This is a genomic window from Microbacterium sp. CH-015 (assembly GCF_049707015.1).
Taxonomy (GTDB): Bacteria; Actinomycetota; Actinomycetes; order Actinomycetales; family Microbacteriaceae; genus Microbacterium; species Microbacterium aurum.
In genome coordinates this window covers 937914-963759 of sequence record NZ_JBNAFJ010000001.1, presented here as the reverse complement: position 1 = coordinate 963759, position 25846 = coordinate 937914, and the positions used below count along the sequence as shown (strand labels likewise).

At 71.4% G+C, this 25846-nt stretch carries 16 protein-coding genes, 1 tRNA gene and 1 other RNA gene; 6 read left to right on the top strand and 12 right to left on the bottom strand.

Translation table 11 applies throughout. The features are described 5' to 3' along the window. Window positions 1-124 precede the first annotated feature (124 nt). From ACPYN4_RS04485 to ACPYN4_RS04445, 9 genes are all read right to left on the bottom strand, one after another. Window positions 125-1363: a beta-ketoacyl-[acyl-carrier-protein] synthase family protein gene (locus tag ACPYN4_RS04485; RefSeq protein WP_076690782.1), complete on the bottom strand. Its 1239-nt coding sequence runs from the start codon at window positions 1361-1363 to the stop codon at window positions 125-127. A 63-nt stretch (window positions 1364-1426) separates the two neighbouring features. Further along, window positions 1427-1675, bottom strand: a complete 249-nt coding sequence (locus ACPYN4_RS04480) for an acyl carrier protein (RefSeq protein ID WP_121058750.1) — start codon at window positions 1673-1675, stop codon at window positions 1427-1429. A gap of 93 nt (window positions 1676-1768) precedes the next feature. Then, window positions 1769-2803, bottom strand: coding sequence for a beta-ketoacyl-ACP synthase III (locus tag ACPYN4_RS04475; protein ID WP_287269028.1), 1035 nt, complete (start codon window positions 2801-2803; stop codon window positions 1769-1771). Continuing rightward, the gene (locus tag ACPYN4_RS04470; protein ID WP_239280216.1) at window positions 2800-3720 is read right to left on the bottom strand and encodes an ACP S-malonyltransferase; all 921 of its coding nucleotides are present in this window, start codon (window positions 3718-3720) and stop codon (window positions 2800-2802) included. Before ACPYN4_RS04470 ends, ACPYN4_RS04475 begins: the two co-directional genes overlap by 4 nt. Before the next feature lie 96 nt (window positions 3721-3816). Next, window positions 3817-5037 carry a PucR family transcriptional regulator gene (locus tag ACPYN4_RS04465; protein ID WP_424445704.1) on the bottom strand — a complete coding sequence of 407 codons (1221 nt, stop codon included), beginning with the start codon at window positions 5035-5037 and terminating at the stop codon, window positions 3817-3819. A gap of 8 nt (window positions 5038-5045) precedes the next feature. Continuing rightward, on the bottom strand, window positions 5046-7775 hold the full coding sequence (gene aceE, locus ACPYN4_RS04460) for a pyruvate dehydrogenase (acetyl-transferring), homodimeric type (protein WP_424445703.1): 2730 nt from the start codon (window positions 7773-7775) through the stop codon (window positions 5046-5048). A gap of 276 nt (window positions 7776-8051) precedes the next feature. Then, entirely contained in the window at window positions 8052-11813 is a 3762-nt protein-coding gene (locus ACPYN4_RS04455) for a right-handed parallel beta-helix repeat-containing protein (RefSeq protein ID WP_424445702.1), read from the bottom strand. 140 nt (window positions 11814-11953) lie between these two features. Beyond that, window positions 11954-14419: a LuxR C-terminal-related transcriptional regulator gene (locus ACPYN4_RS04450; RefSeq protein WP_424445701.1), complete on the bottom strand. Its 2466-nt coding sequence runs from the start codon at window positions 14417-14419 to the stop codon at window positions 11954-11956. A 182-nt stretch (window positions 14420-14601) separates the two neighbouring features. Beyond that, window positions 14602-14674, bottom strand: a tRNA-Val gene (locus ACPYN4_RS04445). Window positions 14675-14883: 209 nt separating this feature from the next. On the opposite strand from ACPYN4_RS04445, the gene ACPYN4_RS04440 reads away from it, so the two are divergent. Continuing rightward, a complete protein-coding gene (locus ACPYN4_RS04440) occupies window positions 14884-15615 on the top strand; it encodes a zinc ribbon domain-containing protein (RefSeq protein ID WP_424445700.1) in 732 nt (243 codons plus the stop codon). A gap of 19 nt (window positions 15616-15634) precedes the next feature. After that, entirely contained in the window at window positions 15635-17347 is a 1713-nt protein-coding gene (locus tag ACPYN4_RS04435) for a bifunctional 3'-5' exonuclease/DNA polymerase (protein ID WP_424445699.1), read from the top strand. 7 nt (window positions 17348-17354) lie between these two features. Here ACPYN4_RS04435 and ACPYN4_RS04430 read toward each other — a convergent pair whose 3' ends face one another. Further along, window positions 17355-19097 carry a DUF4012 domain-containing protein gene (locus ACPYN4_RS04430; protein ID WP_424445698.1) on the bottom strand — a complete coding sequence of 581 codons (1743 nt, stop codon included), beginning with the start codon at window positions 19095-19097 and terminating at the stop codon, window positions 17355-17357. Beyond that, on the bottom strand, window positions 19094-19795 hold the full coding sequence (locus ACPYN4_RS04425) for an LPXTG cell wall anchor domain-containing protein (RefSeq protein ID WP_424445697.1): 702 nt from the start codon (window positions 19793-19795) through the stop codon (window positions 19094-19096). Before ACPYN4_RS04425 ends, ACPYN4_RS04430 begins: the two co-directional genes overlap by 4 nt. Window positions 19796-19913: 118 nt before the next feature. Here ACPYN4_RS04425 and rnpB point away from each other — a divergent pair. Further along, an RNA gene (gene rnpB / locus ACPYN4_RS04420) (RNase P RNA component class A) lies at window positions 19914-20276 on the top strand. 79 nt (window positions 20277-20355) lie between these two features. On the opposite strand, the gene ppgK is transcribed toward rnpB, so the two are convergent. Further along, entirely contained in the window at window positions 20356-21174 is an 819-nt protein-coding gene (ppgK, locus tag ACPYN4_RS04415) for a polyphosphate--glucose phosphotransferase (RefSeq protein WP_424445696.1), read from the bottom strand. 71 nt (window positions 21175-21245) lie between these two features. Here ppgK and ACPYN4_RS04410 point away from each other — a divergent pair, with 71 nt between their 5' ends. Genes ACPYN4_RS04410 through ACPYN4_RS04400 form a run of 3 tightly spaced genes read left to right on the top strand, consistent with a single transcriptional unit; the run spans window position 21246 to window position 25820 of the window. Beyond that, window positions 21246-21431, top strand: a complete 186-nt coding sequence (locus ACPYN4_RS04410; RefSeq protein ID WP_239280198.1) for an SPOR domain-containing protein — start codon at window positions 21246-21248, stop codon at window positions 21429-21431. 50 nt (window positions 21432-21481) lie between these two features. Beyond that, on the top strand, window positions 21482-22819 hold the full coding sequence (gene glnA / locus ACPYN4_RS04405; protein ID WP_424445694.1) for a type I glutamate--ammonia ligase: 1338 nt from the start codon (window positions 21482-21484) through the stop codon (window positions 22817-22819). 4 nt (window positions 22820-22823) lie between these two features. After that, complete coding sequence (locus ACPYN4_RS04400; RefSeq protein ID WP_424445693.1) at window positions 22824-25820, top strand: bifunctional [glutamine synthetase] adenylyltransferase/[glutamine synthetase]-adenylyl-L-tyrosine phosphorylase; 2997 nt, start codon at window positions 22824-22826, stop codon at window positions 25818-25820. Window positions 25821-25846: the final 26 nt, after the last annotated feature.

Genomic DNA, 25846 nt, shown 5'->3' with positions numbered 1-25846 from the left:
CGGACGGCTTCCCGGGGACTGGGATCGCGTGTCGGCCGCCTCACCCGAGAGAACCCCCTCCGCGTGGCGGAGGGGGTTCTTCGCGTCGTGGTCGGCCGTCGGGAACCCGAGACCCGCTGGTCGGTCAGGCCGAGGCGAACGCGGCGACGGCGTTGTGTCCGCCGAAGCCGAACGAGTTGCTGATCGCCAGCTGCGGACCGTCGCCCAGCGGCTGCGCCGAGCCGGAGATGCGGAAAGGGACCGCCGGGTCCTGCTCGGTGATGTTGATCGTCGGCGGCGCCACGCGGTCGCGGATCGCGAGCACCGTGAAGATCGCCTCCAGCGCGCCCGTCCCGCCGAGCAGGTGGCCGGTCGAAGCCTTCGTGGCGGATACCGGGATCTCGTCGATCCGGTCCCCGAAGACGCTCTTCAGCGCGACGTACTCGTTGGGGTCGCCCACCGGGGTGGACGTCGCGTGGGCGTTGACGTGCGTCACATCGTCGGGGGAGGCATCCGCCATCGCCAGCGCCATCGAGACCGCGCGCGCCGCGCCCGTGCCCTCGGGGTCGTTGGCGGTGATGTGGTACGAGTCGGCGGTGACCCCGCCGCCCACCACGACGGCGTAGATCTTCGCGCCGCGGGCCTTCGCGTGCTCCTCGGTCTCGAGGATGAGCACGCCGGCTCCCTCGCCCATGACAAACCCGTCACGGTCGATGCTGCCGGGGCGCGACGCCGTCTCGGGGGAGTCGTTGCGCTTGGACAGCGCCTGCATCGAGGCGAACGACGCGATCGTGATCGGGTGGATCGCCGATTCGGTGCCGCCGGCGATGACCACGTCGGCCAGGCCGTCGCGCAGGTGCTCGACGGCGTTGACGATCGACTCGGTGCTCGAGGCGCACGCGCTGGCGACGGTCCGCGCATACGCGCGGGCACCGAAATGCAGCGAGAGGTTGCCGGCCGCGGCGTTGGGCATGAGCATCGGCACCGTCATCGGCATGACCCGACGCGGTCCCTTCTCGCGCAGCGTGTCCCACGCGTCCAGCAGTGTCCACACACCCCCGATGCCCGTCGCGAAGTCGACGCCGAGACGCTCGGGGTCGACCTCGGGGCTCCCGGCGTCCGCCCACGCCTCCATGGCCGCGACGAGCGCGAACTGCGACGAGGGGTCCAGGCGCTTGGCGATCGGGCGCTCCAGGACGGTGTCGGGACGCACGGCGGCCTGCGCCGCGAAGGTCACCGGCAGCTGGTACTGCTCGACCCAGTCGTACTCGAGCGTGCGGGCGCCGGAGGCACCGTCCAGCAACGCGGACCAGCTCTCGGGCGCGGTCCCGCCGATGGGGCTGGAGGCGCCGATGCCGGTGACGACGATTCGGGGAATGCTCATGGTCTCCTCAGATGCTCCGGTGGGGGCGTGGGCCCCCACCGGGGTGCAGGTGGCCGACCCGTGTCAGGCCTGGTTGGACGTGATGAAGGTGACGGCGTCGCCGACGGTCTTGAGGTTCTTGACCTCTTCGTCGGGAATCGTGACGCCGAACTTCTCCTCGGCGTTGACGACGATCGTCATCATCGAGATGGAGTCGATGTCGAGGTCGTCGGTGAACGACTTCTCGAGAGCGACCTCGTCGGCCGAGATGCCGGTCTCGTCGGTGATGAGCTCGGCGAGCCCTGCGAGGACCTCGTCGTTGCTGAATGCCATGGGATTCTCCTTGTTTATCGGGGTTTCACCGGCCCTGCGGGGCCGACGTTCAGTCTAGGTGCGGCGACCGCCGCGCCAGGGTATCTCCGGCCTTCAGGGGAGGACGACCACCTGGGCGCCGAAGACGAGCCCGGCGCCGAAGCCGATCTGCAGCGCGAGTCCGCCCGACAGCTCCGGATGCTCGGCGAGCAGGCGGTGCGTGGCAAGGGGGATGGATGCCGCGGACGTGTTGCCCGTGGTCTCGATGTCACGGCCGATCACGACGGTGTCGGGCAGCTTCAGCTGCTTGGCGAACTCGTCGATGATGCGCATGTTGGCCTGATGCGGAACGAAGGCGGCGAGGTCTTCCGGCTGCACGCCGGCCTCCTCGAGCGCCTGCCGGGCCACCTTCACCATCTCCCACACGGCCCACCGGAAGACCGTCGGTCCCTCCTGGCGCAGCGTCGGCCACGGCGCCTCGCCGTCGCGGAACTCCACGAGCGTGTGGTTCATGCCGACGGCGTCGGCTTTCGATCCGTCTGAGCCCCACACCGTCGGTCCGATGCCGGGAAAGTCACTCGGTCCGATCACGACGGCGCCGGCGCCATCGCCGAGGAGGAAGGAGATCGACCGGTCGGTGGGGTCCACGATGTCGCTGAGCTTCTCGGTGCCCACGACGACCGCATAGTGCGCGGCACCGGCGCGGATGAGCGCGTCGGCCTGCGCCACGCCGTACGCGAAGCCGGCGCAGGCGGCGTTGACGTCGTACGCGGCGGCGGGATTCGCGCCCACCCGGTCGGCGACGATGGCCGACACCGAGGGCGTCTGCTTGGGGTTGGAGATCGTGGCGACGATCACGGCGTCGACCTGCGACGCGTCGACGCCGGAGCGGGCGATCGCCTCCGCCGCGGCGTCGGCGGCCAGATCGATCGCCGTGGTCTGCTTGTCCGCGCGGGATCGCGTGACGATGCCGGTGCGCTGCCGGATCCACTCGTCGCTGGAATCGATCGGGCCGACGAGGTCGTCGTTGGGGACGGCGTTCTCGCCGCGCGCCGCGCCGTACGCGTAGATGCGCGTGTGGGCGGGTCCGGTGGGCTGGGTGAGTGTGGGGCGCCGGGTCGGCGCGGCGTTCGTGGGCGCGTCGGTCACGCGTCGCCTCCTGTCAGCAGGGCGGCCGCGGCCGCGAGGTCGTCGGGGGTCTTCACCGCGACGGTGGGGATGCCGCGCAGCGCGCGCTTGGCGAGGCCGACGAGCGTGCCCGCCGGGGAGAGTTCGATGATGCCGGTGACCCCCGCCGCGGCGAAGGAGTCCATGCACAGGTCCCAGCGCACCGGAGACGACACCTGGTCGACCAGCAGGTCGAGGGCCGTGCGACCGTCGGTCACGAGTGATCCGTCGCGGTTGGTCCACAGCGACACCGCGGGGTCGGATGCCGTCACCTCCGCCGCGGCGACGCGCAGCGTCTCGACGGCGGGCGCCATGTAGGAGGTGTGGAAGGCTCCGGCGACCTGCAGCGGGATGACCCGGCTGGCGGGCACCGGGTGCGCGGCGAGTTCGGCGAGGGCGTCGAGGGCGCCCGCGGCGACGATCTGACCGGCGCCGTTGTGGTTCGCCGGGGTGAGCGCCAGTTCGTCGAGCAGCGCGAGCACCGCATCGCGGTCGCCGCCGAGCACGGCAGCCATGCCCGTGGCCTCGCGGGAGGCGGCCTCGGCCATCGCGCGTCCGCGCAGTCCGACCAGCCGCATCCCGTCCTCCGCGGTGACGACCCCGGCGGCGACGAGCGCGGCGATCTCGCCGACCGAATGACCGGCGACGCCGCCGGGGCGGACGCCCGCGGCATCCGTCAGCGCGTCGTACGAGACGAGACTCGCCGCGACGATCAGCGGCTGAGCCACGCTCGTGTCGCGGATCTCGTCGGCATCCGCCACGGTGCCGGCGGCGACGAGGTCAACGCCGGCGGCCGTGGAGAACTCCTCGAGTCGCTCGCGGACGCCGGGAAGGTCCAGCCAGGGGGAGAGGAAACCGGGCGTCTGCGAGCCCTGTCCGGGGAAGACGGTGATGATCACCTGCCTATCCTCCCAACTTCTGCGCGTCGACGGTGGCGAACCCGTCACAACAAACGCGGATTGCTTTGTGCGTGCCCTACAGGACGGCGCGGGTGGTCAGGCGTTCCCCGGCCGACGCATCCCCGCGTTGCGGCGGCGCGTGACCTCCGTGCCGATCGAGCCGATGATGAGCGCCGTCTGCAGGATCAGCGCCTCACGCGGACCCGTCGCATCCCAGCCGATGACGTCCGACACGCGCTTGAGGCGGTACCTCACCGTGTTCGGGTGCACGAACAGCTCCCGCGCGGTCGCCTCCAGCGACCGGCCGTTGTCGAGATAGCTCCACAGCGTCGTCACGAGATCCGCGGAGTGGGCCTGCAGCGGGCGGTAGATGCGCTCCACGAGCGTGGCCTTGGCGACGGTGTCGCCGGCCAGGGCGCGCTCGGGCAGCAGATCGTCCGCTTCGACCGGGCGCGGGGCGTTGCGCCACGCGCCGGCGACGGCGAACCCGGCGAGGGCGGCCCGGGCGCTCAGGCCGGCATCCACCAGGGCGGGGACGGTCGGGCCCACCACGAGGTGACCCGCGCCGAATCCGGGCTCCAGCCGGCGGGCGATCTCCGGGAACGGCAGCTCCTCGGCGGTCGTGGTACGACCGGGCAGTTCGGCGCGACCGATCACGACCACGAGGCGCGACCCCTGCACCCCGATGAGCACGTCGACGCCGAGCTTGCGGGCGAGACGCCGCAAGTGGTCGACGTCGAACTGGGGCGGCGTCGTGCCGACGAGCACCGCGACCTCGCCGTGACCGTGCCAGCCGAGGGCCGCGATCCGGCTCGGCAGCTCCTCGTCGGCCTCGCCGGTGAGGATCGAGTCGACGACGAGCGCCTCCAGGCGTGCGTCCCACAGTCCCCGCGCCTCGGCGGCCCGGGCGTACACGTCCGCCGACGCGAAGGCGACTTCCCGAGAGAACAGCAGGATGCTCTCGCGCAGGTCCTCCGCGCGGCCGGCGACCCGCTCCTCGGTCACCGCGACGGTGACCCGGATCAGCTGCAGCGTCTGGGTGAGACTGACGCTGCGCAGCAGCTCGCGGGGAGCCGCGGCGAAGATGTCGGCCGCGATCCACGGCGTCGACTGCGGGTCCTCGTACCATTGGATGAACGATGCGATGCCCGCCTGCGCCACCAGGCCCACCGCGGAGCGGCGGGCCGGTGGCATGTCGGCGTACCACGGCAGCGACTCCTCGAGCCGCTTGATCGTGGCCGTCGCCAGGTCGCCGGAGATGCGGCGGAGCCACGCGAGCGTCTCCGCCTTCTCCTGCGGCGTGGGCCGGTCCGGCATCGAGCGGGTCAGCTTTCGCCGCCGGCGTTGCCGGTCGTCCCCGCCGTCACGTCGTGCAGACGGTAGCGCTCGATCGCCTGCGCCGACAGGACCCGGTCGACGAGTCCCTCCTCGGCCAGCGCCTGGAGCGTGCGCACCACGATCGACGGGCCGTCGATCTTGAAGAAGCGGCGCGCGGCGGCGCGGGTGTCGGAGAAGCCGAAGCCGTCGGCGCCCAGGGTCGCGTAGCGGCGCGGGATCCACGGGCGGATCTGGTCCTGTACGGCGTGCATGTAATCGCTGACGGCGATGACCGGACCGGCGGTGTCCTGCAGCTTGTGCGTGACGTATGCGGTGCGCGGCTCGGCGAGCGGGTTGAGGAAGTTGTGCTCGTCGGCGGCGAGGCCGTCGCGGCGGAGCTCTGTCCAGCTCGTCACCGACCAGACATCCGCGACGATGCCCCAGTCGTCCTTGAGGAGCTGCTGGGCCTCGAGGGCCCACGGCACACCCACGCCGGAGGCGAGCAGCTGCGCGCGGTGCCCGTCGCCGGAGCCCTCCGAGATGCGGTGGATGCCGCGGACGATGCCGTCCACGTCCACGTTCTCCGGCTCCGCGGGCTGCACGAGCGGCTCGTTGTAGAGCGTGATGTAGTACATGACGTTCGGGTCGGGGTGGTTGCCGCCGTACATCCGCTCCAGGCCCGAGCGCACGATGTGCGCGATCTCATACCCGTAGGCGGGATCGTAGGAGACGGTGGCCGGGTTGGTCGAGGCCAGCAGGTGCGAGTGGCCGTCGGCGTGCTGCAGACCCTCACCGGTCAGCGTCGTGCGACCGGCCGTGGCGCCCATGATGAAGCCGCGCGCCATCTGGTCGCCCGCCGCCCACTGGGCGTCGCCGGTGCGCTGGAAGCCGAACATCGAGTAGAAGATGTAGACCGGGATCAGCGGCTCGCCGTGCGTGGAGTACGACGTGGCGGTGCCGGTGAAGGCGGCGACGGCACCGGCCTCATTGATGCCGACGTGCATGATCTGGCCCTGCGGGCTCTCCTTGTAGGCCAGGAGCAGCTCGCGGTCGACGGACGTGTAGTTCTGTCCGTTCGGGTTGTAGATCTTCGCGGTCGGGAAGAACGCGTCCAGGCCGAAGGTGCGCGCCTCGTCGGGGATGATCGGCACGATGCGGTGCCCGAAGTCCTTCGAGCGCAGCAGGTCCTTCAGCAGGCGCACGAACGCCATCGTGGTGGCGACCTCCTGCGTGCCCGACCCCTTCTTCGGCAGCGCGTAGGCGCTGTCGTCGGGGAGGGTGATCGGCACGTGGTGAGTACGGCGCTCCGGAAGGAACCCGCCGAGCGCGCGGCGGCGCTCGACCATGTACTGGATCGTCTCGTCCTCGAGTCCCGGGTTGTAGTACGGCGGCTGGTACGGGTTCTCCTCGAGCTGCGCGTCGGTGATCGGGATGCGCATCGAGTCGCGGAAGTGCTTCAGGTCATCGAGCGTCATCTTCTTCATCTGGTGGGTCGCGTTGCGGCCCTCGAAGTGGTGCCCGAGTCCATAGCCCTTGATGGTCTTGGCGAGGATGACCGTCGGCTGGCCCTTGTGCTCGGTCGCCGCCTTGTAGGCCGCGTAGAGCTTCTGGTAGTCCAGGCCGCCGCGGCGCAGGCCGCCCCAGATGTAGTCGTCCGAGAGGTCCTTGACCATCGCGGCGGTGCGCTCGTCGCGACCGAAGAAGTGGTCGCGGATGAACTTGCCGTCCTCGGCGCGGTAGGTCTGGAAGTCGCCGTCGGGCGTCGTGTTCATGAGCTTCACGAGGGCGCCGTCCACGTCGACCTTCAGCAGGTCGTCCCAGCCGCGACCCCACACGACCTTGATGACGTTCCAGCCCGCACCGCGGAAGAACGCCTCGAGCTCCTGGATGATCTTGCCGTTGCCGCGCACCGGACCGTCAAGACGCTGCAGGTTGCAGTTGACGACGAAAGTCAGGTTGTCCAGGCCCTCGTTGGCGGCGACCTGCAGCTGACCGCGCGATTCTACCTCGTCCATCTCGCCGTCGCCGAGGAACGCCCACACCCGCGAGTTCGAGAGGTCCTTGATCCCACGGTTGGTGAGGTACTTGTTGGTCATGGCCTGGTAGATCGCGTTGATCGGTCCGAGGCCCATCGAGACGGTCGGGAACTGCCAGTACTCCGGCATCAGGCGCGGGTGCGGGTAGGAGGGGATGCCGAGGGGAGCCTGCGACTTCTCCTGGCGGAACCCGTCGAGCTGGTCGGCCGAGAGGCGTCCCTCGAGGAACGAGCGGGCGTAGATCCCGGGGGAGGCGTGACCCTGGATGAAGATCTGGTCGCCGCCGCTCGGGTCGTCGAGGCCCCGGAAGAAGTGGTTGAAGCCGACTTCGTAGAGGGAGGCCGACGACGCGTAGGTGGAGATGTGTCCGCCGACGCCGATGCCGGGGCGCTGCGCGCGGTGCACCGTGAGTGCCGCGTTCCAGCGGATCCAGCGGCGGTAGCGGCGCTCGAGCTCCTCATCGCCCGGGAACTCGGGCTCGTTCTCCGGAGCGATGGTGTTGATGTAGTCGGTGACCGGCACCTGCGGCACGTTCAGCTGCAGCTCGTGCGACTTGTTCAGCAGGCTCAGCATGATCTCGCGGCCACGGCCCGCGCCCTTCGCGTCGACCAGCTGCTGCAGCGACTCCGCCCACTCACTGGTCTCTTCAGGATCGCTGTCCTGCGGGCCCTGCGAGTACGGATCCTGATCGTTGACCGTCACGAGACACCTTTCGTCTTCTGGCAGATCGTGCCAGGGATGGGGCTTCGGATGCGCGCGAGGGTGGTACGCCAGCGACAAGGCATCCTGCATCAGCCTAGCCACATTTGCCGGACGGTGGCCGCCGCGGCCGGCTGTGACCGCTCTCGCTCACCGGGCGCTGCGCGCAGCGCCGACGTCGCACGTGGGGTGGAGCTATCCGCGCGATTCTCAGACATGCGCGCGGAGCTCGTCGTCGACAACGAGTCGGTGAATCGTCGGTCGGTAGAGCTCGGTCGCTCACCCCTCCCGACGGCGTGATCGCCGCACCCCGAACCGAAGGAGCCCGGCGCCGAGGAGGACCGCGACGACAGCGAGCCCCAGGGCGGCACCGCTCGACTCGGACGTCGAGCCGGTGCTGGCCAGTTTCTCCGACATTTCGACCGACGGGGCCGGTGCGAGTTCCGGGCTCGTTCCGGCAACCACCACGGGGCCGCCCGGGTCGGTGACCGAGCCGTTCATCGCGCCATCGTCGTCGCCGCGGGCTCCGTCAGCGAACTGCAGCGTGTAGGCCGTGCGGAATCCGAGGCCGGGGACGTCTGCCGATGCGCGGGTCGCACCCGTCTGTGTGACCGGATCGAACCGGAAGTCGTACCATGTCGCCTCGGCGCCGGGGGTGGGGAGTCCATACTTCCAGTAGGCATTCCCCGCGAGCGGCTCGTCCTGGAAGTACGTGGTCAGCACGACCGTCGTCCGGCCGCCGGGCTCCAGCCCCGAGACCCGGAACGACAGGGTGCCGTACGGCAGCGACCACCCGGCGGGATGGGAACCCGGGGCCGGGTCCGCGACGACGCCGAGTCGCTCGATCGCGCCGCTGGAGGCGACGGCGACGAGCAGCTGCTCCTGGCTCGTCGCGAGCACCGCGATGCTCGGGTCGTTCGCCGCGCCCATGAGGTCGTCGAGCGGGTCGGGGGAGCCGTCGTCGTCGGTGTCCGGGTGCACGGTCCGGCTGCGGCAGCCCGACAGCTCGCTGGTCAGCCCCTCCGGGGTCGTGTACGTGATCGTGAAGTGATCGCTCGATCCGGTCACCTGGATGATCATCACGGAGCGGCCGTCGGTCGTCGTCCGCAGCAGGCCGGGGACGTACCTGGCTTCGCCATCGGAGGCCGAGCACGAGTCGTTCGCGAAGATCTCGATCGTGCCGTCCTGCTCCGCCGGCAGGCCGGTGATGAGCAGGGTCGTTCGCATCGTCGCGTCGTCGTCGGCGACGATCGCCGCCTCGAGGACCGGGGCGTGCAGCGGGCCGTCGATCGGGGATCCGGTCGTGTCCCAGATCCGATTGCCGCGGATGGTGGCGACGACGCCCGGATTCGTCCTGATCGCCGAGCCGCCGGATCCGGCGATCGTGTTCGCCCGGATCTCGACCCGACCCGAGTCCACCGAGATGCCGTGCCCGAGGGTGCCGACGGGATCGGACTGCCCCGCGGCGACGCCGATCGCGTTGTCGCGGATGACGATGCCGTCGCCGGCGACCGCGATGCCGTTGCCCGAGCCGGTCACCTCATTGCCGTCGATGACGGCGCCGGGGGCCTCGGCCTGGATGCCGTTGCTGCCGGCCCCCGAGACGGTGTTCCGCGAGATCGTGACGTCGGTGCGGTCCCAGTCGACGACGATCCCGTAGGTGGCGGGTTCGTCGCCGTCGATGGTCACCACGTTGTCGGTGATGTCGGCGCCGGAGCCGTCCCCTTCGACGAACACGCCGGCGCCGCCGGCCCGAATCTCGTTCCCATCGACGAGCGGCGACTCGGTCGCCTCGAGCCAGATCGCCGTCCGGGCCAGGGCGACGTCGCCGGGCGCGCCGATGGTGTTGTCGACGATCGAATGCCCGGCGCCGTCGATGAGGTGGATGCCGGTCAGCGGCTGGGCGAAGCTCAGGGTGTTGCCCGAGATCTCGATCGCGTCGGCGTCGGCCCATGAGCCGATGGCGGTGGCGCCCGTCGAGGTGCTCACGGAGTTCCCCGTCACCCTGATCCCCGTCGAGGTGACCGGGGTGTCGTAGGTGGGGGAGTCGGCCGGCGGGGCGTACTCGATTCCGTCGCCGTCGTCGGCGACCTGGATGGAGCCGGCGACGAGGATGCCGCCCCAGCCGCCCGCGTGCACCGTGTTGTCGGCCACGCGCGTGCCGACCGCGCCCTCGACGACGATGCCGGTGCCGGCGTCCGCGAATCCGTCCGGGCCGGTCGTGCCGACGCGGTTGCCGACGATCTCACCGGCGGCGCCGCCCTCCGAGATCACGGCGATGCCGATCGCCGTGGCCCGGACGGTGTTGTCGGCGACCGACACCGGGGCATTGAAGAGCTGGATGCCGTATGCCGGGGCGCCGAGCGCGGCGTCGGCCTCGTCGACGCCGATCCGATTGCCACTGAGCTGCGCGAGGGCGACCCCCGCGGCGATCACCCCCCGATCCGCGGCGATCACGTTGTCTCGCAGCACCGCGTTCGGGCTCGCATCCGACACCCACACCCCGACCCCGGTATCGCCGGTGGCCTGAGCGTCGAGGTCGATCCCGAGCCTGGTGCCCTCGACGACGTGACCGTCGCCGCCGGTGAGCGACAGCGCCCGATCGGCGCCGTGCAGGGCCAGGCCGGTCACCCGCGACGTGCCCGCGCCGAGCTCGATCGTCGCCGTGCCGCCGCCGACGACCTCGACCCATCCGCCGGCCTGCGAGGTCCCGTCGATCACGGTCGGGGTGCTCACGGCGGGCAGGGGCGAGCCGAGCGTGATCACCGGCGTGCCGTCGATGTCGAAGGTGATCTCGCCGCCGCCCGCGGCGTTCGCCGCCTCGATCGCGGCGCGCAGGGTGCACTCGGGCACGGCATCCGGCCCGATGCGCTCCCCGGTGTCGCACCCGGCCGACGGGTCCTCGGCGGCGGTGTCGCCGGTCGAGTTGACGACGAGGCCGGATCCCACGGTCACGGTCTGGGCGGCGGTGTTCGCGACGCCGGAATCGTCGGTCGCCGTCAGACTCACTTGATAGCTGCCGAGGCCCGGGAACGCGTGCACGGGATTCGCGTCCGTCGACACGGCGCTCCCGTCGCCGAAGTTCCACTCGTACCGGATCAGCCCGAGCCCACCGTCGTCGGTCGACGTGTTCGTGAACGTGACCTCGTGCTCGCCCGGATCGGTCACCTCCCAGGTGAACGACGCCGCTGGTGGGAAGTTCGCACCGTTCCACCAGATCGTCACCTGGTTCGCCTTCGCTAGGGCGGTGTTGATGTAGTACTGCGTCCACTCCTCGTCGCTCGCGCCAATCGGCGGGACCTCGGGCAGCGTCTCAACGGGGAACTGAGAGCCGAATGGGTAGTTGTAGTGGATGGGTTTGCACATCTGATCCCCGAGGTCGATGCCGCCGACGACGCTCGAGAACGGGGTTCGGGCCGCCCAGTCTGGTGCACCCGGATCGGAGAAGTAGAAGAACCCGGTCGCGGGGTCCGGCGGAACGTCGATGATCTCGACGGCGTACTGCTCGCTCACGAGCACGCAGACCAGAGGGCCGTAGTAGCCGGTGACCCCGGGGAAGTACTGAACGCTGAACGGGACCTTCGAGTACCCGTCAGGCAGGTTCACCGGATACGTCACCGGGGTGTCGCCGTCGGTGGTCGACAGCACGTTCATGGCGCTCCGGGCCATCGAAGTCGGCTCGACCGGTGCTGGGTCCGGCTCGGTTCCCGGCGAGTCCTCGGACGGTTCGTCGGCCGATTCCTCGGTGGAGTCCGGCGGATCGGCCAGGTCGGGGCTCGTGGTGTCGGTCTCCCGGGTGGTCGGCGCAGGCTCGGGTGGCAGGTCGACGGGAGTTCCGGCGTCGCGTGGCGCATCGTCGATCAGCTCGAGGTTCGTGGCCCCGTCGACGGAAGCCGGCTCGGTCGTGACGAGGTCGACGATCTCCTCATCGACCGCCGAATCCTCGGCGGCCGCCATTGGTGCCGCGATGAGGCTGATCACGAGAGCGATGGCCGCACCCACCCCCAGCAGTGAGGATCGCGACGTGTTCGGAATCGACATGGGGGCTCCTCTGCCGACGGTAACCGGGTGAACCGTCGCAATGCCCCGATTATCGTGACTCGACATCCACGGGACAGTCCCGAACCGGCGAATTGAGTACCGCTCGGCGACCCCGACTGAGTACCCGCCGGCGGGTCGGCTCAGTCGTCGGACTGGGAGGGGAGCTCTGCGCGGGAGCTGATACCGAGCTTCTTGAAAGCCCGTGCGAGGTGGTTCTCCACGGTCCGCACCGACAGGTGCAGGATCGCAGCGATCTCGGCGCTGCGGTGGTCGCGAGCGAGCTCAGCGATCTGGCGCTCGCGTCGGGTCAGCGGTGCAGCCTCGGAGAGCTCGGTGAGCAGCGGCGTCGACGGTGATCCTACGGATGCGGCGAGCGAGCGCGCGCGGGCCAGGAGTCGGGCGCGGTCGTCGGGACGGTACCGGGCGGCGACCGCGATCGCCTCGGCGGCGAACGTCGGCATCCCGTGTCGTTCGAACTGCTCGGCTGCGTCGAGGAGCACGACCGGGTCTCCCGCGTCGAGACCCCGAGCGAGCGCGAGCCGTGCGTCGGCGAGCGGCGAGCCCAGCGGCACTGCGGCGAGGGCGTCGGCGAGGCCGGTGCGGCCCATCCGCATCCAGTGGTGGAGCAGAAGTCCGAGCGAGCCGACGGCCCGATCGCGTTGCGCGTCGTCGACGGCCATCGCCATGATGCGATGCGCGGCGTCGAGGTCGCCGTCGGTCATCGACGCCCAGGCGTGGGCGAGCGGCACCTGGTGTCGGAAGAATCCGACGCCGCCGGTGACTGCGTCGAGCCGTGCGGTCGTCGCCGGATCCACCCGTCGGCCGCTGGTCGCCTGCGCGATCGACGACCGCAGCAGCGCGAGCCGGAGCACGTCAGGCATCCGCGCTGCCTCGGCGGCGGTCGCCGAGCGATCCGCCCACTGAAGGGTTGCACTCGGGTCTCCGCGGTGTTCGGCCGCGACCGCGGCCGCGAGCGCGGCGAACGCCTGCCCTTGCACGAACCCGGCGTCCCAGGCGACCCGGTGGGCCTCGATCGCGATCCTCTCCCCGTCGCCGGGGGCGCCCCACAGGGTCATCACAAGGCTGCGCAGCACCGGCGCCACCTCGACCTCGCTGGTACTCGCCGCGTCCGCGACAGCCAGCGAGGCCATCGCCTCCGCGATCTCGCCGGCCTGGGCGAGTGCGTGCGAGCGCACCGTGGCCCTGGCCACCGCCAGCTCGGGATCCATTCCGTCCCACGGTCGGGCCCGTCGCTCGAGCAGCTCGAGCGCCTCTGTGTGCTGACCGGCGTAGACGAGCCCGTCGGCTTCCGCGACCGCGAACGCGGCGCGCGGGAGTCGAACCCAGCTCGGATATCGGCGGCGCTGCTCGCGGAGCACCCGGGCGGCACCAGGCTGGTCACCGCCAGCCCACACCATGAGTTCACTCAGCAGAAGCGTCAGTCGCACCGCCGCCCGGCCCGGTCGCAGGCGCCGGAGCGCGGCGCGGATCACCTCGAACGCCTCGTCGACCCGCCCGAGCTGCACGAGTGCGCCGGCCTCCGCCCGTACCGCCTCCTCGAGATCATCGCCCTTCGCGCGCGCGATCGCCGCGGTCGTGAACCGCAGGACGACCGACGCGTTGAGGCCTCCGGCCGCCAATCTCAGCGCGGGCATGAGCTCGCTCGGCGCGACCCTGCCGTCGAGATCGAGCGAGAGCACCGCGATCCGCGCCGCGTCCGGTGCCGGCGCCGCATGCTCGGCCGCGAGGTGCTCGGTGAGGATCTCCCGTCGGCGCAGCAGGTCGGTACGTTCCCACACCGTCTCCGCGAACAGCGGGTGGGTGAAGCCCGCGGACGCGCCACGGCCGTCGCCGCGATCCTCGATCGTGACGAGCCCGTTCGTCAGCAGAGTCTGCAGTCCGACGGCTCGGTCGCTGGTGAAGCGCCCCACCGGGACCCGCCCGAGTCCCGCGAGGAACTCGGCCGCGTCACGGGCGTCGGCCGGCAGTGCATCCAAGCGGGTCGCGAGGATCTGCCGCAGGGATCTCGGCACAGGGAGGCGGCCCGTGGAGCTCCACCGTCCGGCCTGGGCGGCGAGCGCGCCGTCGTCCTGCGCCGACCGGAGCATCTGCACAGTGAACAGGGGATTCCCGGCAGCACGATGCCAGACCTCGTCGAGTATGCTCGCGCTCACGTCGCCGGGGAGCTCGCTGCGCACGAGCTCGTCGGATTCCTCGCGGGTCAGTTCAGGTACGGCGACGACCCGGGTGCCCGCGCGCCCGAGCAGCGGCTCGATCACGTCCGGCGTAAGCCCACGTTCGGTTCGCACGGTCGCGACCACCGTGCGTTCGGGCTCCGCCGCCATGCGTTCGATCAGCGACTGCGAGAGCGGGTCGCAGTCATTGAAATCGTCGACGCAGATCACCGGACCCACGGTGCACAGCAGCCTTCGGATGAGCTCGATCCGGGTCGACGCCGGGGCGACCAGATGGGCCAGGGCACTCAGCGGCACCTCCGCCAGTGCGCGGACGCCCCACACGCGCGGCGCGGCGCGCACCGCCGCAACCCGGTCGAGGAGGAACGACTTGCCAACGCCGGGGTCGCCGGTGATCACCACAAACCGCACTGCGGGATCATCGATCAGACCGAGGATACGCTCGAGCACGCCCTGGCGCCCGAGAGGCGATCGGCTCGAAAGGACCACGAGCCCAGATCTTATCGGCCGCGCGAGCGCGCCAACCACGTGTGGAGCGCGCCCGGGAGGAGGCCAAGCCTGCGACGTCGGACGTTGGGACTTCGACCAATGGGTGGGCCCTGCCGGGATCGAACCGACGACATCCACGGTGTAAACGTGGCGCTCTACCAGCTGAGCTAAAGGCCCTGGTGCAGTCAGTCTACGAGGCATCCGCGGTGATGCCGGGCGTGTCCCCGTGGGGTGGCAGTTGTGGTGGCCTGGTGGGGGTCGTGCCCACCACGACTGCCAGGTGAAGGCCCGAGCCCAGACGGGTGGCAGTTGTGGTGACCCGCCGGGGCCCCTGCCCGCCACGACTGCCAGGTGAAGTGTTCCTGGGCCACGGTAGGTTGGAGGGCGTGAAAGCACGTCCCGCCGACCAGCTCCTCCTCGTCGAGGTGGCGAGCCTGGATGCATCCATCCGCGCCGCCGACCATGCCCGCCGCAACCCCGAGCAGGGCGCCCGCGTGAACGAGCTGCTCGCGCAGCGGCAGGCGCAGTCCGCCGAGCTGGCGACGCGCCTCGGCGTGCGCGACGACGTGCGCGCGGAGATCAAGCGCCTCGAGTCGGACGTGTCCCTCGTCGAGAGCCGGGTCGCGCGCGACACCGAGCGGCTCGCCGCGACCGCGAACGTCAAGGAGGCGCAGGGGCTCGAGCACGAGCTTGCGTCGCTCGCGAAGCGCAAGAGCGACCTCGAAGACGCCGAGCTCGAGCTCATGGAGCGCCTCGAGGCCGCCGACGCATCCGTCGCCGAGCAGGAGGCCGTCGTCGCCGAGACCAACGCCGAGGGCGCACGGCTGAGCGCTGCGGGCAAGGATGCCGTGGCCGCCGCCACGGCGCGCCTCGAGTCGGCAACACGTGACCGCGAGGCGGTCGCCGCCAAGGTCCCGGCCGACCTGCTCGCCCTGTACGACCGGCTTGCCGCGCGCGGCAACGGCGCAGGCTTGCTGCGACGGCGCACGTGCGAGGCCTGCCACATGGTGCTCTCCGGCACCGACCTGCAGACGCTGCGCCAGGCCGCCGCCGACGACGTCGTGATGTGCCCCGAGTGCGGGGCGATCCTCGTCCGCTCCGACGACTCGGGACTGTGAGTCGGTCGCGGCGGCGCGCGTGACGCTCCCGCCGCGGTGGGGCGTCGTCGCCCGCGACGGTGACGACGTCGTCGTCGTCGTGACGCTCGGCGACGATCTCGTCGAGCTCGCCCGCGAACGGTGTGCGCCGCGCGACTGGCCCGCTCTCGCGGCATCCGCCCCCGCCGATGTGCGCTGGGTATGGAGCGACACCTCGCGGTGGTACCCCCAGGTGCTCGCCGCGGGCACGACGCTGCGACGCTGCCACGACCTGCGGCTGTGCCATGCCGTGCTGCGCCTGAGCGCGCTCGTCGACGCGCCCGACGCGCTGCGTGCGGCGACGGAATGGGATGCCGCGCCCGCCGAAGCCGAGCGCGCGCCGACGCTCTTCGACCTCGCCGACGGGGCGGGCGCGGAAGTGCCCGACGACCTCGCGTCGGTGCTCGCCGAGTTCCACCGGCAGCAGCAGGCACTCGCCGACGCGCCGGCGGCGGCGCGGCTGCGGTTGCTGCTGGGCATCGAATCGGCCGGCGCCCTGCTCGCGGCGGAGATGCATGCGGCGGGTGTGCCGTGGAGTCGGGCGATCCACGAGCGGCTGCTCGAGGAGTCGCTCGGGCCCAGGCCGACACCGGGCGTGCATCCGCAGCGGGTGCAGGAGCTGGCCGAGACCGTCCGTGCGGCGCTCGGTGACCCCACCGCGAGCCTGGACTCCCAGCCGAAGCTGCTGCGGAGCCTGCACCGCGCGGGGGTGCTCGCGCAGTCGACGAGCCGGTGGGAGCTGCAGGAGTACGACCACCCGGTGATCGCGCCGCTGCTGCAGTACAAGAAGCTCACGCGCCTCGCGAGCGCCAACGGCTGGGCATGGCTCGACGAATGGGCACCCGACGGGCGGTTCCGCCCGGTCTACGTGCCGGGCGGCGTCGTCACCGGGCGGTGGGCATCTTCGGGCGGCGGCGCGCTGCAGCTGCCCCGGCAGCTGCGCCCCGCCGTGCGCGCGGACGACGGGTGGATGCTGGTCGTCGCCGACGTCGCCCAGCTCGAGCCCCGCGTGCTCGCCGCCATGTCCGGGGACGCCGCACTTGCGCAGGCCGCCCGCGGCCGCGACCTCTACGAGGGGATCGTCGACAGCGGGGTCGTCGCGACACGACAGGAGGCCAAGATCGCGCTCCTGGGCGCGATGTACGGCGCCACCACCGGTGACAGCGGACGTCTCGTCCCGGCGCTGCGGCGCGCCTATCCGCGGGCGATGGCCCTCGTCGACGAGGCCGCGACCGTCGGGGAGCAGGGCGGTGTCGTCACGACCTGGCTCGGGCGGTCCAGCCCCGCGGCCGGTGCCGGCTGGCGCGACGTGCAGGGCGTGGCGGCCGCGCCGGAGGCGGCAGAGGCCGACCGCGCCCATGCGCGCCGATCGGCGCGGAATCGCGGGCGGTTCACCCGAAACTTCGTCGTGCAGGGGACGGCCGCGGAGTGGGCGCTGGCATGGCTGGCGGACCTCCGCGGTGAGCTCGCGGCGCTGCCGCCCGTCGAGCCCGGTGCCGACGCACCGGCATCCGGACCGGTGTTCGGTCGTCGCGCGCACCTGGCGTTCTTCCTGCACGACGAAATCATCGTGCACACCCCGGCCGTCCATGCCGAGGCCGTCGCCGCCGCCGTCCGCCGCAGCGCCGATCGCGCCACGCGACTGCTGTTCGGCGGGTTCCCGATCGACTTCCCGCTGGATCTGCGCATCACCGCCGACGCGGGCAAGGCCTGAGCCGGCGTCACCCGCACGCCCCGGCGCCGGCGGCGATCCCCGGTGCGTTCAGCATCGGCGTCGTCACGATGACCGGCGAGATCGCACCGGGTGCGGCCATCGTGAAGTGGAAGTCGACGACGTTGACCTCGCCGGGTGACAGGTTGACGCGCACGAGGCTCATGAAGCGGCCGCCGTCGTCCACGTCGACCGAGAGTGCGGGAGCGCCGTCCTTCGTGACGCCGCCCGCGAAGCTGCCGGGCGGAGCCGACACCGACACGCTCGTGCCGATGTCGCCGACTCCCGTGCCGAACAGGCCGCGGCCGGTCACATCGCCGGGAAGGGCGTCGGCGGCATCCGCGGGGGCATCGCTGCGCATCGTGAGGCTCACGACGACGTCGGCCCTGCCGTCTGACCGGCAGACGGTGGCGGTGGTCTGGATGTCGACGTGCAGGTACGGGTCCATCTTGCCGCCGGTCGCGTCGTTGAAGAACACGCCGAAGGTGTCCGGGGCCGCGGCCAGCCGCGCCGCCGGGCCGCCCAGCAGCGAGTCCGCGAGCGCCGCCTGCACCGTCGGCTCCGCGCTCCAGATCGAGATGCGTCCGTCGGCGATCGGGGTCGCGAGCGCGGCGAGCACCCGCAGCGGATCCAGCGGCGTCGCCGTCAGTTCGGCGGCGGCGGCGGTCACCGCGGATTGCATGAACTCTGTCTGCCCGGTGCTGTCGAGACTCAGGTAGGGGTCGACGAGCAACCGCTGCGTGATGTTCTCACTCGTCAGCTGGGAGCCGTCGGGCAGATCGATGGGGCCTGTCACCTGCAGCAGCGCCCCGATCGTCGGAACGTCGAGCGAGATCACCGCATCCGGGGGAGCGTGATCGATGTGCTGCCACCACGCCGAGGCGAGGGCAGCGGTCTGGGTGAAGTCGGTCGCCATCGACGCGTTCTGGACGTACCTGCCCAGCACGCCGCCGTAGAGCGCCTGCTGGGCGGGCGTCTCGGGCAGGATCGGCTGGGACAGCCGCGGGAAGGCGGAGGAATCGGCCTGCGCCCCGAGACTCACGCGCCCGTCGGTGAACTGCAGTTCGATGAAGGAGCCCGTGATCCCGCCGCCGGTGCGCAGCTCGGCGCCGTTCTGCATCACCACGAGCACGCGCGCGTCGCCGGTCCCGATCGATGACCAGAACGCGGCGGCTCCGCGAGCAGCGGCCATCGCCGGTGCCGCCTGATCCAGCGCGTCACGCGCCTGCGTCACGGCTTCGGCGACCGGCGCCACCAGCCGCGACGTGTCGATCGCGTCCAGCTCGGCCTGAGCCGAGCGGATGCCGGTCACCGCCTCGTCCAGCACGGGCGCCAGCCGGGTCAGGTCACCGACGCCGTCGCCGTCCGCCGCCAGCGCACGCGTCGCCGGGGCGCCGACGGTGGCGCCGAGCGTCCCTGCGGCGCGCGCGACGGCACCGATCGCGGCGATGTCGTCGCCGAAGAAGGGGAGGGCCGCCGCGACGGACCAGGTCGGGTCGGCCGCGGCTGCGCCGGCACGCTCGCCCGCGGTCCCCAGCCGCGCGAGGCTCGCACTCACGTCGGGCAGCGCACCGCTGGTCGCCGCCGCGACGGCGGCGCGCGCATCGCCTGCCGCCGACTGGAGCGCGGTGGCGGCGATCCACACCCGCGAGGCGGCCCAGCCGAGCGCGACGAGCAGCGCCACGCCCAGCAGCACGGCGGCCAGGACGACGGTGGAGAGGGTGCGATCGGTGCGGGGAGCCGTTCGGGTCACGACCGCCGGCGGCGCACGACGAGCGCACCGCCCATGGCGATCAGTCCCGCTCCGGCGACCCCGACCCCCGCGGCCAGCGCGATGTCGCCACCGGTCGCCGGCAGTGCGGCTCCGGCCGCGGCGGCGGCGCGGATGTCCGCCGGCGCGGTGCGGCAGTTCGGCGACGACGGCGGATACGACAGCGCGACCGCCAGCGAGGGGTTCACCTCGACGGTGGCGGTGATGTCGCCGCGCGTCCACCCGAAGTTGTCGTCGGAGGTGGTCCACTGCCCGTCGACGTACGCCCAGCCGGGCCAGCCGTTGCCTCTGCCGTCCGAGCCCACCGACGCCCCCGGCCACAGCACGCGACCGGTCAGCGGCACGCCGGCGGTCACTGTGCCGAGCGTGAGGGTGGTGGAGCGAGTGCCGTCGCTGAGGACCAGCGTGGCGGTGTGGCCGGTGGACAGGTTCTGCGGATCCACCAGGAGCACCGAGTAGTCGATCCACGGCGCGTCGGCCGCGCACGACGGCGCGACCGTCGTCCCCGCCAGCGTCGGCTGCTGCGGCGTGCGCGGCGTGTAGCCCAGTGTGTCGTCGGCGGTGCCGGCGGTGTCGCCGGTGCCCGCGGAATCGGTCGCACCCGGTGGCTCGTCGACGGCGGATGCCGCCTGTGGCGCCCCCACGACGAGCACAGCTGCGGCAATGAACGACAGAATCATCTTGCGCATGATGCGGGCCCCCCAGCCCCTACCGGGCCTCTTCCCCAAGGGACCCGTTGCGCACACGGTACCACGGGCGGCGGCTCCGCGCGCCCCATTGGTACGATTGCGTTGCGAATGGGTCGGCTGGACGGTCGCGTGGCGGGGTCACCCGCACCGAGGAACGTCCGGGCTCCACAGGGCAGGGCGGTGGGTAACACCCACCCGGAGCGATCCGCGAGACAGTGCCACAGAGAGCAGACCGCCTCGGCGTCAGCCGGGGTAAGGGTGAAAGGGTGGTGTAAGAGACCACCGGGATGTCGGTGACGGCATCCGCACGGTAAACCTCGCCCGGAGCAAGGTCAGACAGGGGACGCCGACGCGGCCCGCCGAGTCCCCGGGTAGACCGCTGGAGCGGTACGGCAACGTGCCGCCGAGAGAGATGACCGTCCACGGAGCGCGAGCTCCCGGACAGAACCCGGCGTACAGGCCGGCCCATTCGCCTCCTCGACCGCCGACACGAACGGCACGCCGGTCACCGCCAGTCGTGGTCGCCGCAAACGTGGTCGCGGCGGGTCCGGTCAGGTGGTGGTGTCGACGAGGTTGTGCGCGACGCCCTGCGCGTCGGTGCCGGTCTCCTGCGCGAGGGCGAGCGCCGCGGCGCCGATGATCCCCGCGTTGTTGCGGTGCACGGCGGGGACGATCGGGGTCTTCAGCGTCAGCAGCGGCAGGAACTCGTCGGCGTGCTTCGACACACCACCGCCCACGATGAACAGATCAGGGCTGAGCAGGAACTCCAGGTAGTCGTAGTACCACTGCAGGCGCTTGGCCCACTTCTTCCAGCTGAGCTGCTCGCGCTCCACGGCGGAGTAGGCGGCCCACGCCTCGGCATCCGACTTGTGATTCGCGCGTTGCAGGTGACCGAGTTCGGAGTTGGGGATGAGGACGCCGTTGTGCAGCATGGCGGTGCCGATGCCCGTGCCGAGCGTCGTCAACAGCGCCAGGCCCTTCACTCCGCGCGCGGCGCCGTAGCGCGCCTCGGCGACACCGGCGACATCGGCGTCGTTGGCGAAGTGGATTTCGCGACCGAGGCCGTCCTCGAAGAAGTGCTCGGCGTCGAAGCCGATCCACGTGTCGGCGACGTTCGCCGCCGACAGGGTGCGCCCGTTCTTGACGATCGCGGGGAAGGCGACGCCGAGCGGGATGTCGGCGTCGGTCACGCCGAGGGTGTCGAGGACGCTGCGGACGGCCGCCAGCACGTCATCGGGCTCCGCGCCGGCCGGGGTCGCGACCTTCACGCGGTCGCTGAGAAGCTGCCCGGCTTCGAGGTCGACGAGCGCCCCCTTGATGCCGGTGCCGCCGATGTCCACTCCGACCGCACGGGTCGCCTTCGTCGTCATGCTCCCAGCCTAGCCAGCGCGGCAGCCCGGCTCGTTAGGATCGGACCGACCGCTCTGGAAAGGAGCACGCGATGTCCCGTGGCGAAGACAAGTACTGGTACAACCTCAACACCGGTGAGGTCGAGCGCGGATTCGAGTCGCCCGCGCCGGACCGCGCCGGACCGTTCGACACCGCGGAGGAGGCGGCCAAGGCGCCGCAGGTGATCGCCGAGCGCTCGCGCGCGTGGGCGGAAGAGGAAGCCGAAGAGGACCGATAGTCTGGCCTTCGGCCCGGCCGCGCCCGCGCGGTCGCTTGTGAGAGGACGCGATGGACAAGCAGCGTGACTTCGTACTGCGCACGATCGAAGAGCGAGGCGTGAAGTTCGTCCGCCTCTGGTTCACCGACGTCATCGGCACGCTCAAGTCGGTCGCCATCGCGCCCGCCGAAGTCGAGGGCGCCTTCACGGAGGGACTCGGCTTCGACGGCTCGGCCATCGAAGGCCTCACCCGCTCGTACGAGTCGGACCTGCTGGCCCACCCCGACCCCACGACGTTCCAGACGCTGCCCTGGCGCGGAGAGATCGACCCGACCGGTCGGATGTTCTGCGACATCACCACGCCCGACGGCCAGCCCGCCGTCGCCGATCCGCGCCACGTGCTCAAGCGCACCCTGGCGAAGGCCGCCGATGCCGGCTTCACGTTCTACACGCACCCCGAGATCGAGTTCTACCTGCTGAAGTCCTCGTCGTTCGGACCCGACGGTCCCGAACCGGTCGACTCGGCCGGCTACTTCGACAATGTGCCGGGCGGGACGGCGCACGACTTCCGCCGCCGCAGTGTGCGGATGCTGGAGGATCTCGGCATCTCGGTCGAGTACAGCCATCACGAGGGCGGCCCCGGTCAGAACGAGATCGACCTGCGCTACGCCGACGCCCTCGCCACGGCGGACAACATCATGACGTTCCGCACGGTCGTCAAGGAGGTGGCGATCGAGCAGGGCGTGTACGCGACGTTCATGCCGAAGCCCCTGTCAGGCAAGCCGGGCAGTGGCATGCACACGCACATGTCGCTGTTCGAGGGCGACCGGAACGCCTTCTACGAGGAGGGCGCGCAGTACCAGCTGTCCCAGACGGGACGCCAGTTCATCGCGGGGCTGCTGAAGCACGCCAACGAGATCGCCGCGGTGACGAACCAGTTCGTGAACTCCTACAAGCGACTGTGGGGCGGCGATGAGGCGCCGAGCTTCATCTGCTGGGGTCACAACAACCGTTCCGCGCTCGTCCGGGTGCCGATGTACAAGCCCAACAAGGGCCAGGCCACCCGCGTCGAGTACCGCGCGCTGGACTCGGCGGCCAACCCCTACCTCGCGTTCGCGCTCATGCTCGCGGCCGGCCTGAAGGGGATCGAGGAGGGCTACGAGCTGCCCCCGGAAGCCGAGGACAACGTCTGGTCGCTCACCGACTCCGAGCGCCGCGCGCTCGGCTACGCGCAGCTGCCGGCGAGCCTCGATCACGCCCTGGAGTACATGGAGGACTCGGAGCTCGTCGCCGAGACGCTGGGGGAGCAGGTCTTCAACTACGTGCTGCTGAACAAGCGCCGCGAATGGCAGGAGTACCGCGCCCAGGTCACCCCGTTCGAGCTGAAGAGCAACCTGGAGATGCTCTAGCCCGATGAGCTCCAGCGAGCGCACCTCGGTACGGACGCTGCTGGCGCGCGACGGCTTCAGTGAGCTCGGCGACGCCGACCGGCTGCTCACTGAGCTCGCCGACCTCGTCGGCATCGCCCGCGAGGACCTGCTGGTCGGAGCCGACCGCGCCGCCGACCCCGATGCGGCACTGGAGTCGCTGGTGCGCGTCGCGCGACGCGATCCGGCGGCGGTCGGGTCGGCACTGCGACGCGTCGGCGCCACGCTCTGGCTGCTGCTCGGAGCCTCGAGCGGGTTCGGTGACTTCTACCTGCGGCATCCCGCCGAACTCGCCCACGTCCGCGCGGGGGAGGCGCTCCCCACCGCCGACGAGTTGCGCGCGGAGCTTCTCGAGGCCGTCGAGGCGGATGCCGAGGGTTTCGCCGCCACCGGCGAGGAGCGGGCCTGGGTGGCGCTCCGCGTGCGCTACCGGCGCCTGCTGGCGCGCATCGCGGCCTACGACCTGGGCGCGACCGACGCCGTCGCGGTGCTCGCCGACGTCGCGGCCGCCCTGGCGGATGCCGCCGGCGCGGCGCTGGAGGCCTCGCTGTGCGTCGCCCGCACCCGCGTCGCGTCCGGGGGAGCCGGCACCGGTCTGTTCCCGCGGGACCAGGTGGCGCAAGCGCGTCTCGCGATCATCGGCATGGGCAAGACCGGCGCCCGAGAGCTCAACTACGTCAGCGACGTCGACGTCATCTTCGTCGGCGGCGGCACCGACGCGCTCGTCGATGAGATCGGCGAGAGCCGCGTCATCGACATCGCCACGCGACTCGCCGTCCAGACGATGCGCGGGATCTCGGGGATGGAGATCGAGCCGCCCCTGTGGGAGGTGGACGCGAATCTGCGCCCCGAGGGCAAGCAGGGCGCCCTCGTGCGAAGCCTCGACTCGCACCTCTCGTACTACGAGCGCTGGGCGAAGAGCTGGGAGTTCCAGGCGCTGCTGAAAGCGCGACCGCTCGCCGGCGACCGCGTGCTGGGTGAGGCATATGTCGCGGCCGTGCAGCCGAAGGTGTGGACGAGCGGCGCGCGCGAGAACTTCGTCGACAGCGTGCAGCGGATGCGGGAGCGGGTCACCGAGCACATTCCCGCCGCCGACGTGCCGTACCAGCTGAAGCTCGGTCCCGGAGGCATCCGCGATATCGAGTTCACCGTGCAGCTGCTGCAGCTCGTCCACGGGCTGAGCGACGATGCGATCCGCCAGCGGGGGACCCTCGATGCGCTCGACGCGCTCGTCGCCGAGGGCTACATCGGTCGCGGCGACGCCGCCACGTTCGCGTACGACTACCGCGTGCTGCGCGTGCTCGAGCATCGCGTGCAGCTGCGGGATCTGCGCCGCACGCACCTCATGCCGTCCCAGCCCGACGGCCTCCGTGTCCTCGCGCGCGCCTCGGGACTCGCCGACAGCGGGCCGGGCGTGTGGGAGCTGTGGGAGGGGATCAAGCGGGAGGTCCGCGAGATCCACGTCCGGCTGTTCTACCGGCCGCTGCTCTCGGCGGTCGCGTCGCTGTCGTCCGACGAGCACCAGCTGTCCACCGAGCAGGCGCATGACCGGCTCGCCGCAATCGGGTTCCGCGACCCGGCCGGCGCTTTGCGCCACATCGGCGCGCTCACCGGCGGGCTCAGCCGCAAGGCGACGATCCAGCGCCACCTCATGCCGGTGATGATCCGGTGGTTCGCCGACGGCGTCGACCCCGACTACGGGCTGCTCGCCTTCCGTCGCATCAGCGAACGGCTGGGGGACACGCCGTGGTTCCTGAGGATGCTGCGGGACTCCTCGGGCGCGGCGGAACGGCTGACCCGCGTGCTCTCCGGCTCGCGCTACATCGGTGAGCTCATGGAGTGGATCCCGGAGTCGGTCGCGTGGCTCGACTCCGACGAGCTGCTGCGTCCGCGCGGCGGGGTGCTGCTGCAGGAGGAAGCCCGCGCGATCCAGGCGCGTCACGGCACCGTCGTGGAGGCGATGCGCGCCGTGCGGGCGCTGCGCCGGCGCGAACTGCTGCGCCTCGCGTTCGGGGCAGTGCTCGGCACCCTCACGATCGACGAGCTCGCCGCGGGGCTGACGACGGTCAGCGAGGTCACCATCCAGGCGACGCTGCGCGCCGTGCGTCGCGAGATCGTGCCGCCCGAGGATGCGGCGCTGGACTTCTCGGTGATCGCGATGGGGCGCTTCGGCGGCGGCGAGCTCGGCTTCGGCTCCGACGCCGACGTGCTCTACGTCTACGAACCCAACGGCGTGGACCCGCAGCGCGCCCACGAACTCGCCCTGCAGCTGGTCGCCGGCATCCGCACCTACTCCGAGGATCACCGTGTGCCGTTCGACCTCGACGCCGACCTGCGGCCCGAGGGACGCAACGGTCCGCTCGTGCGCTCGCTGGATTCATACGCGGAGTACTACCGCCGCTGGTCGCTGTCGTGGGAGGCGCAGGCGCTGCTGCGTGCGCGGGGCGTCGCGGGCAGCGTCAAGCTGATCGATCGCTTCATCGCCCTCGCCGACGACGTGCGCTACCCCGCTGAGGTCGCCGTGCAGGATCTGCGCGAGATCAAGCGCATCAAGGCCCGCGTCGAGAACGAGCGGCTGCCGCAGGGCGCCGACCGCGCCCGGCACCTCAAGCTGGGACCGGGCGGACTGAGCGATGTCGAGTGGCTGGTGCAGCTGCTGCAGCACGCGCATGCGCACCGCATGCCCGCATTGCGGACGACATCCACCCTCGACGCGCTCGAGGCGGCCCGGGAGGCGGGCCTGATTCCGGATGCCGCGGCCGAGCGTCTCCGCGACGCGTGGCGTCTGGCGAGCCGGCTGCGCTCGGCCAACACGCTGCTGTCGGGGCGGACGAGCGACGTGCTGCCGGTCGATCGGGGCAAGCTCGATGGGATCGGCCGTCTGCTGGAGTACCCGCCGGGGTCGGCGACGCTCGTCGAGGAGGAGTGGCTGCGCACGGCCCGCCGGGCCCGCCGGGCGTTCGAGAAGCTCTTCTACGGCTGACCCCGGCATCCGTCCCGCCGGATATC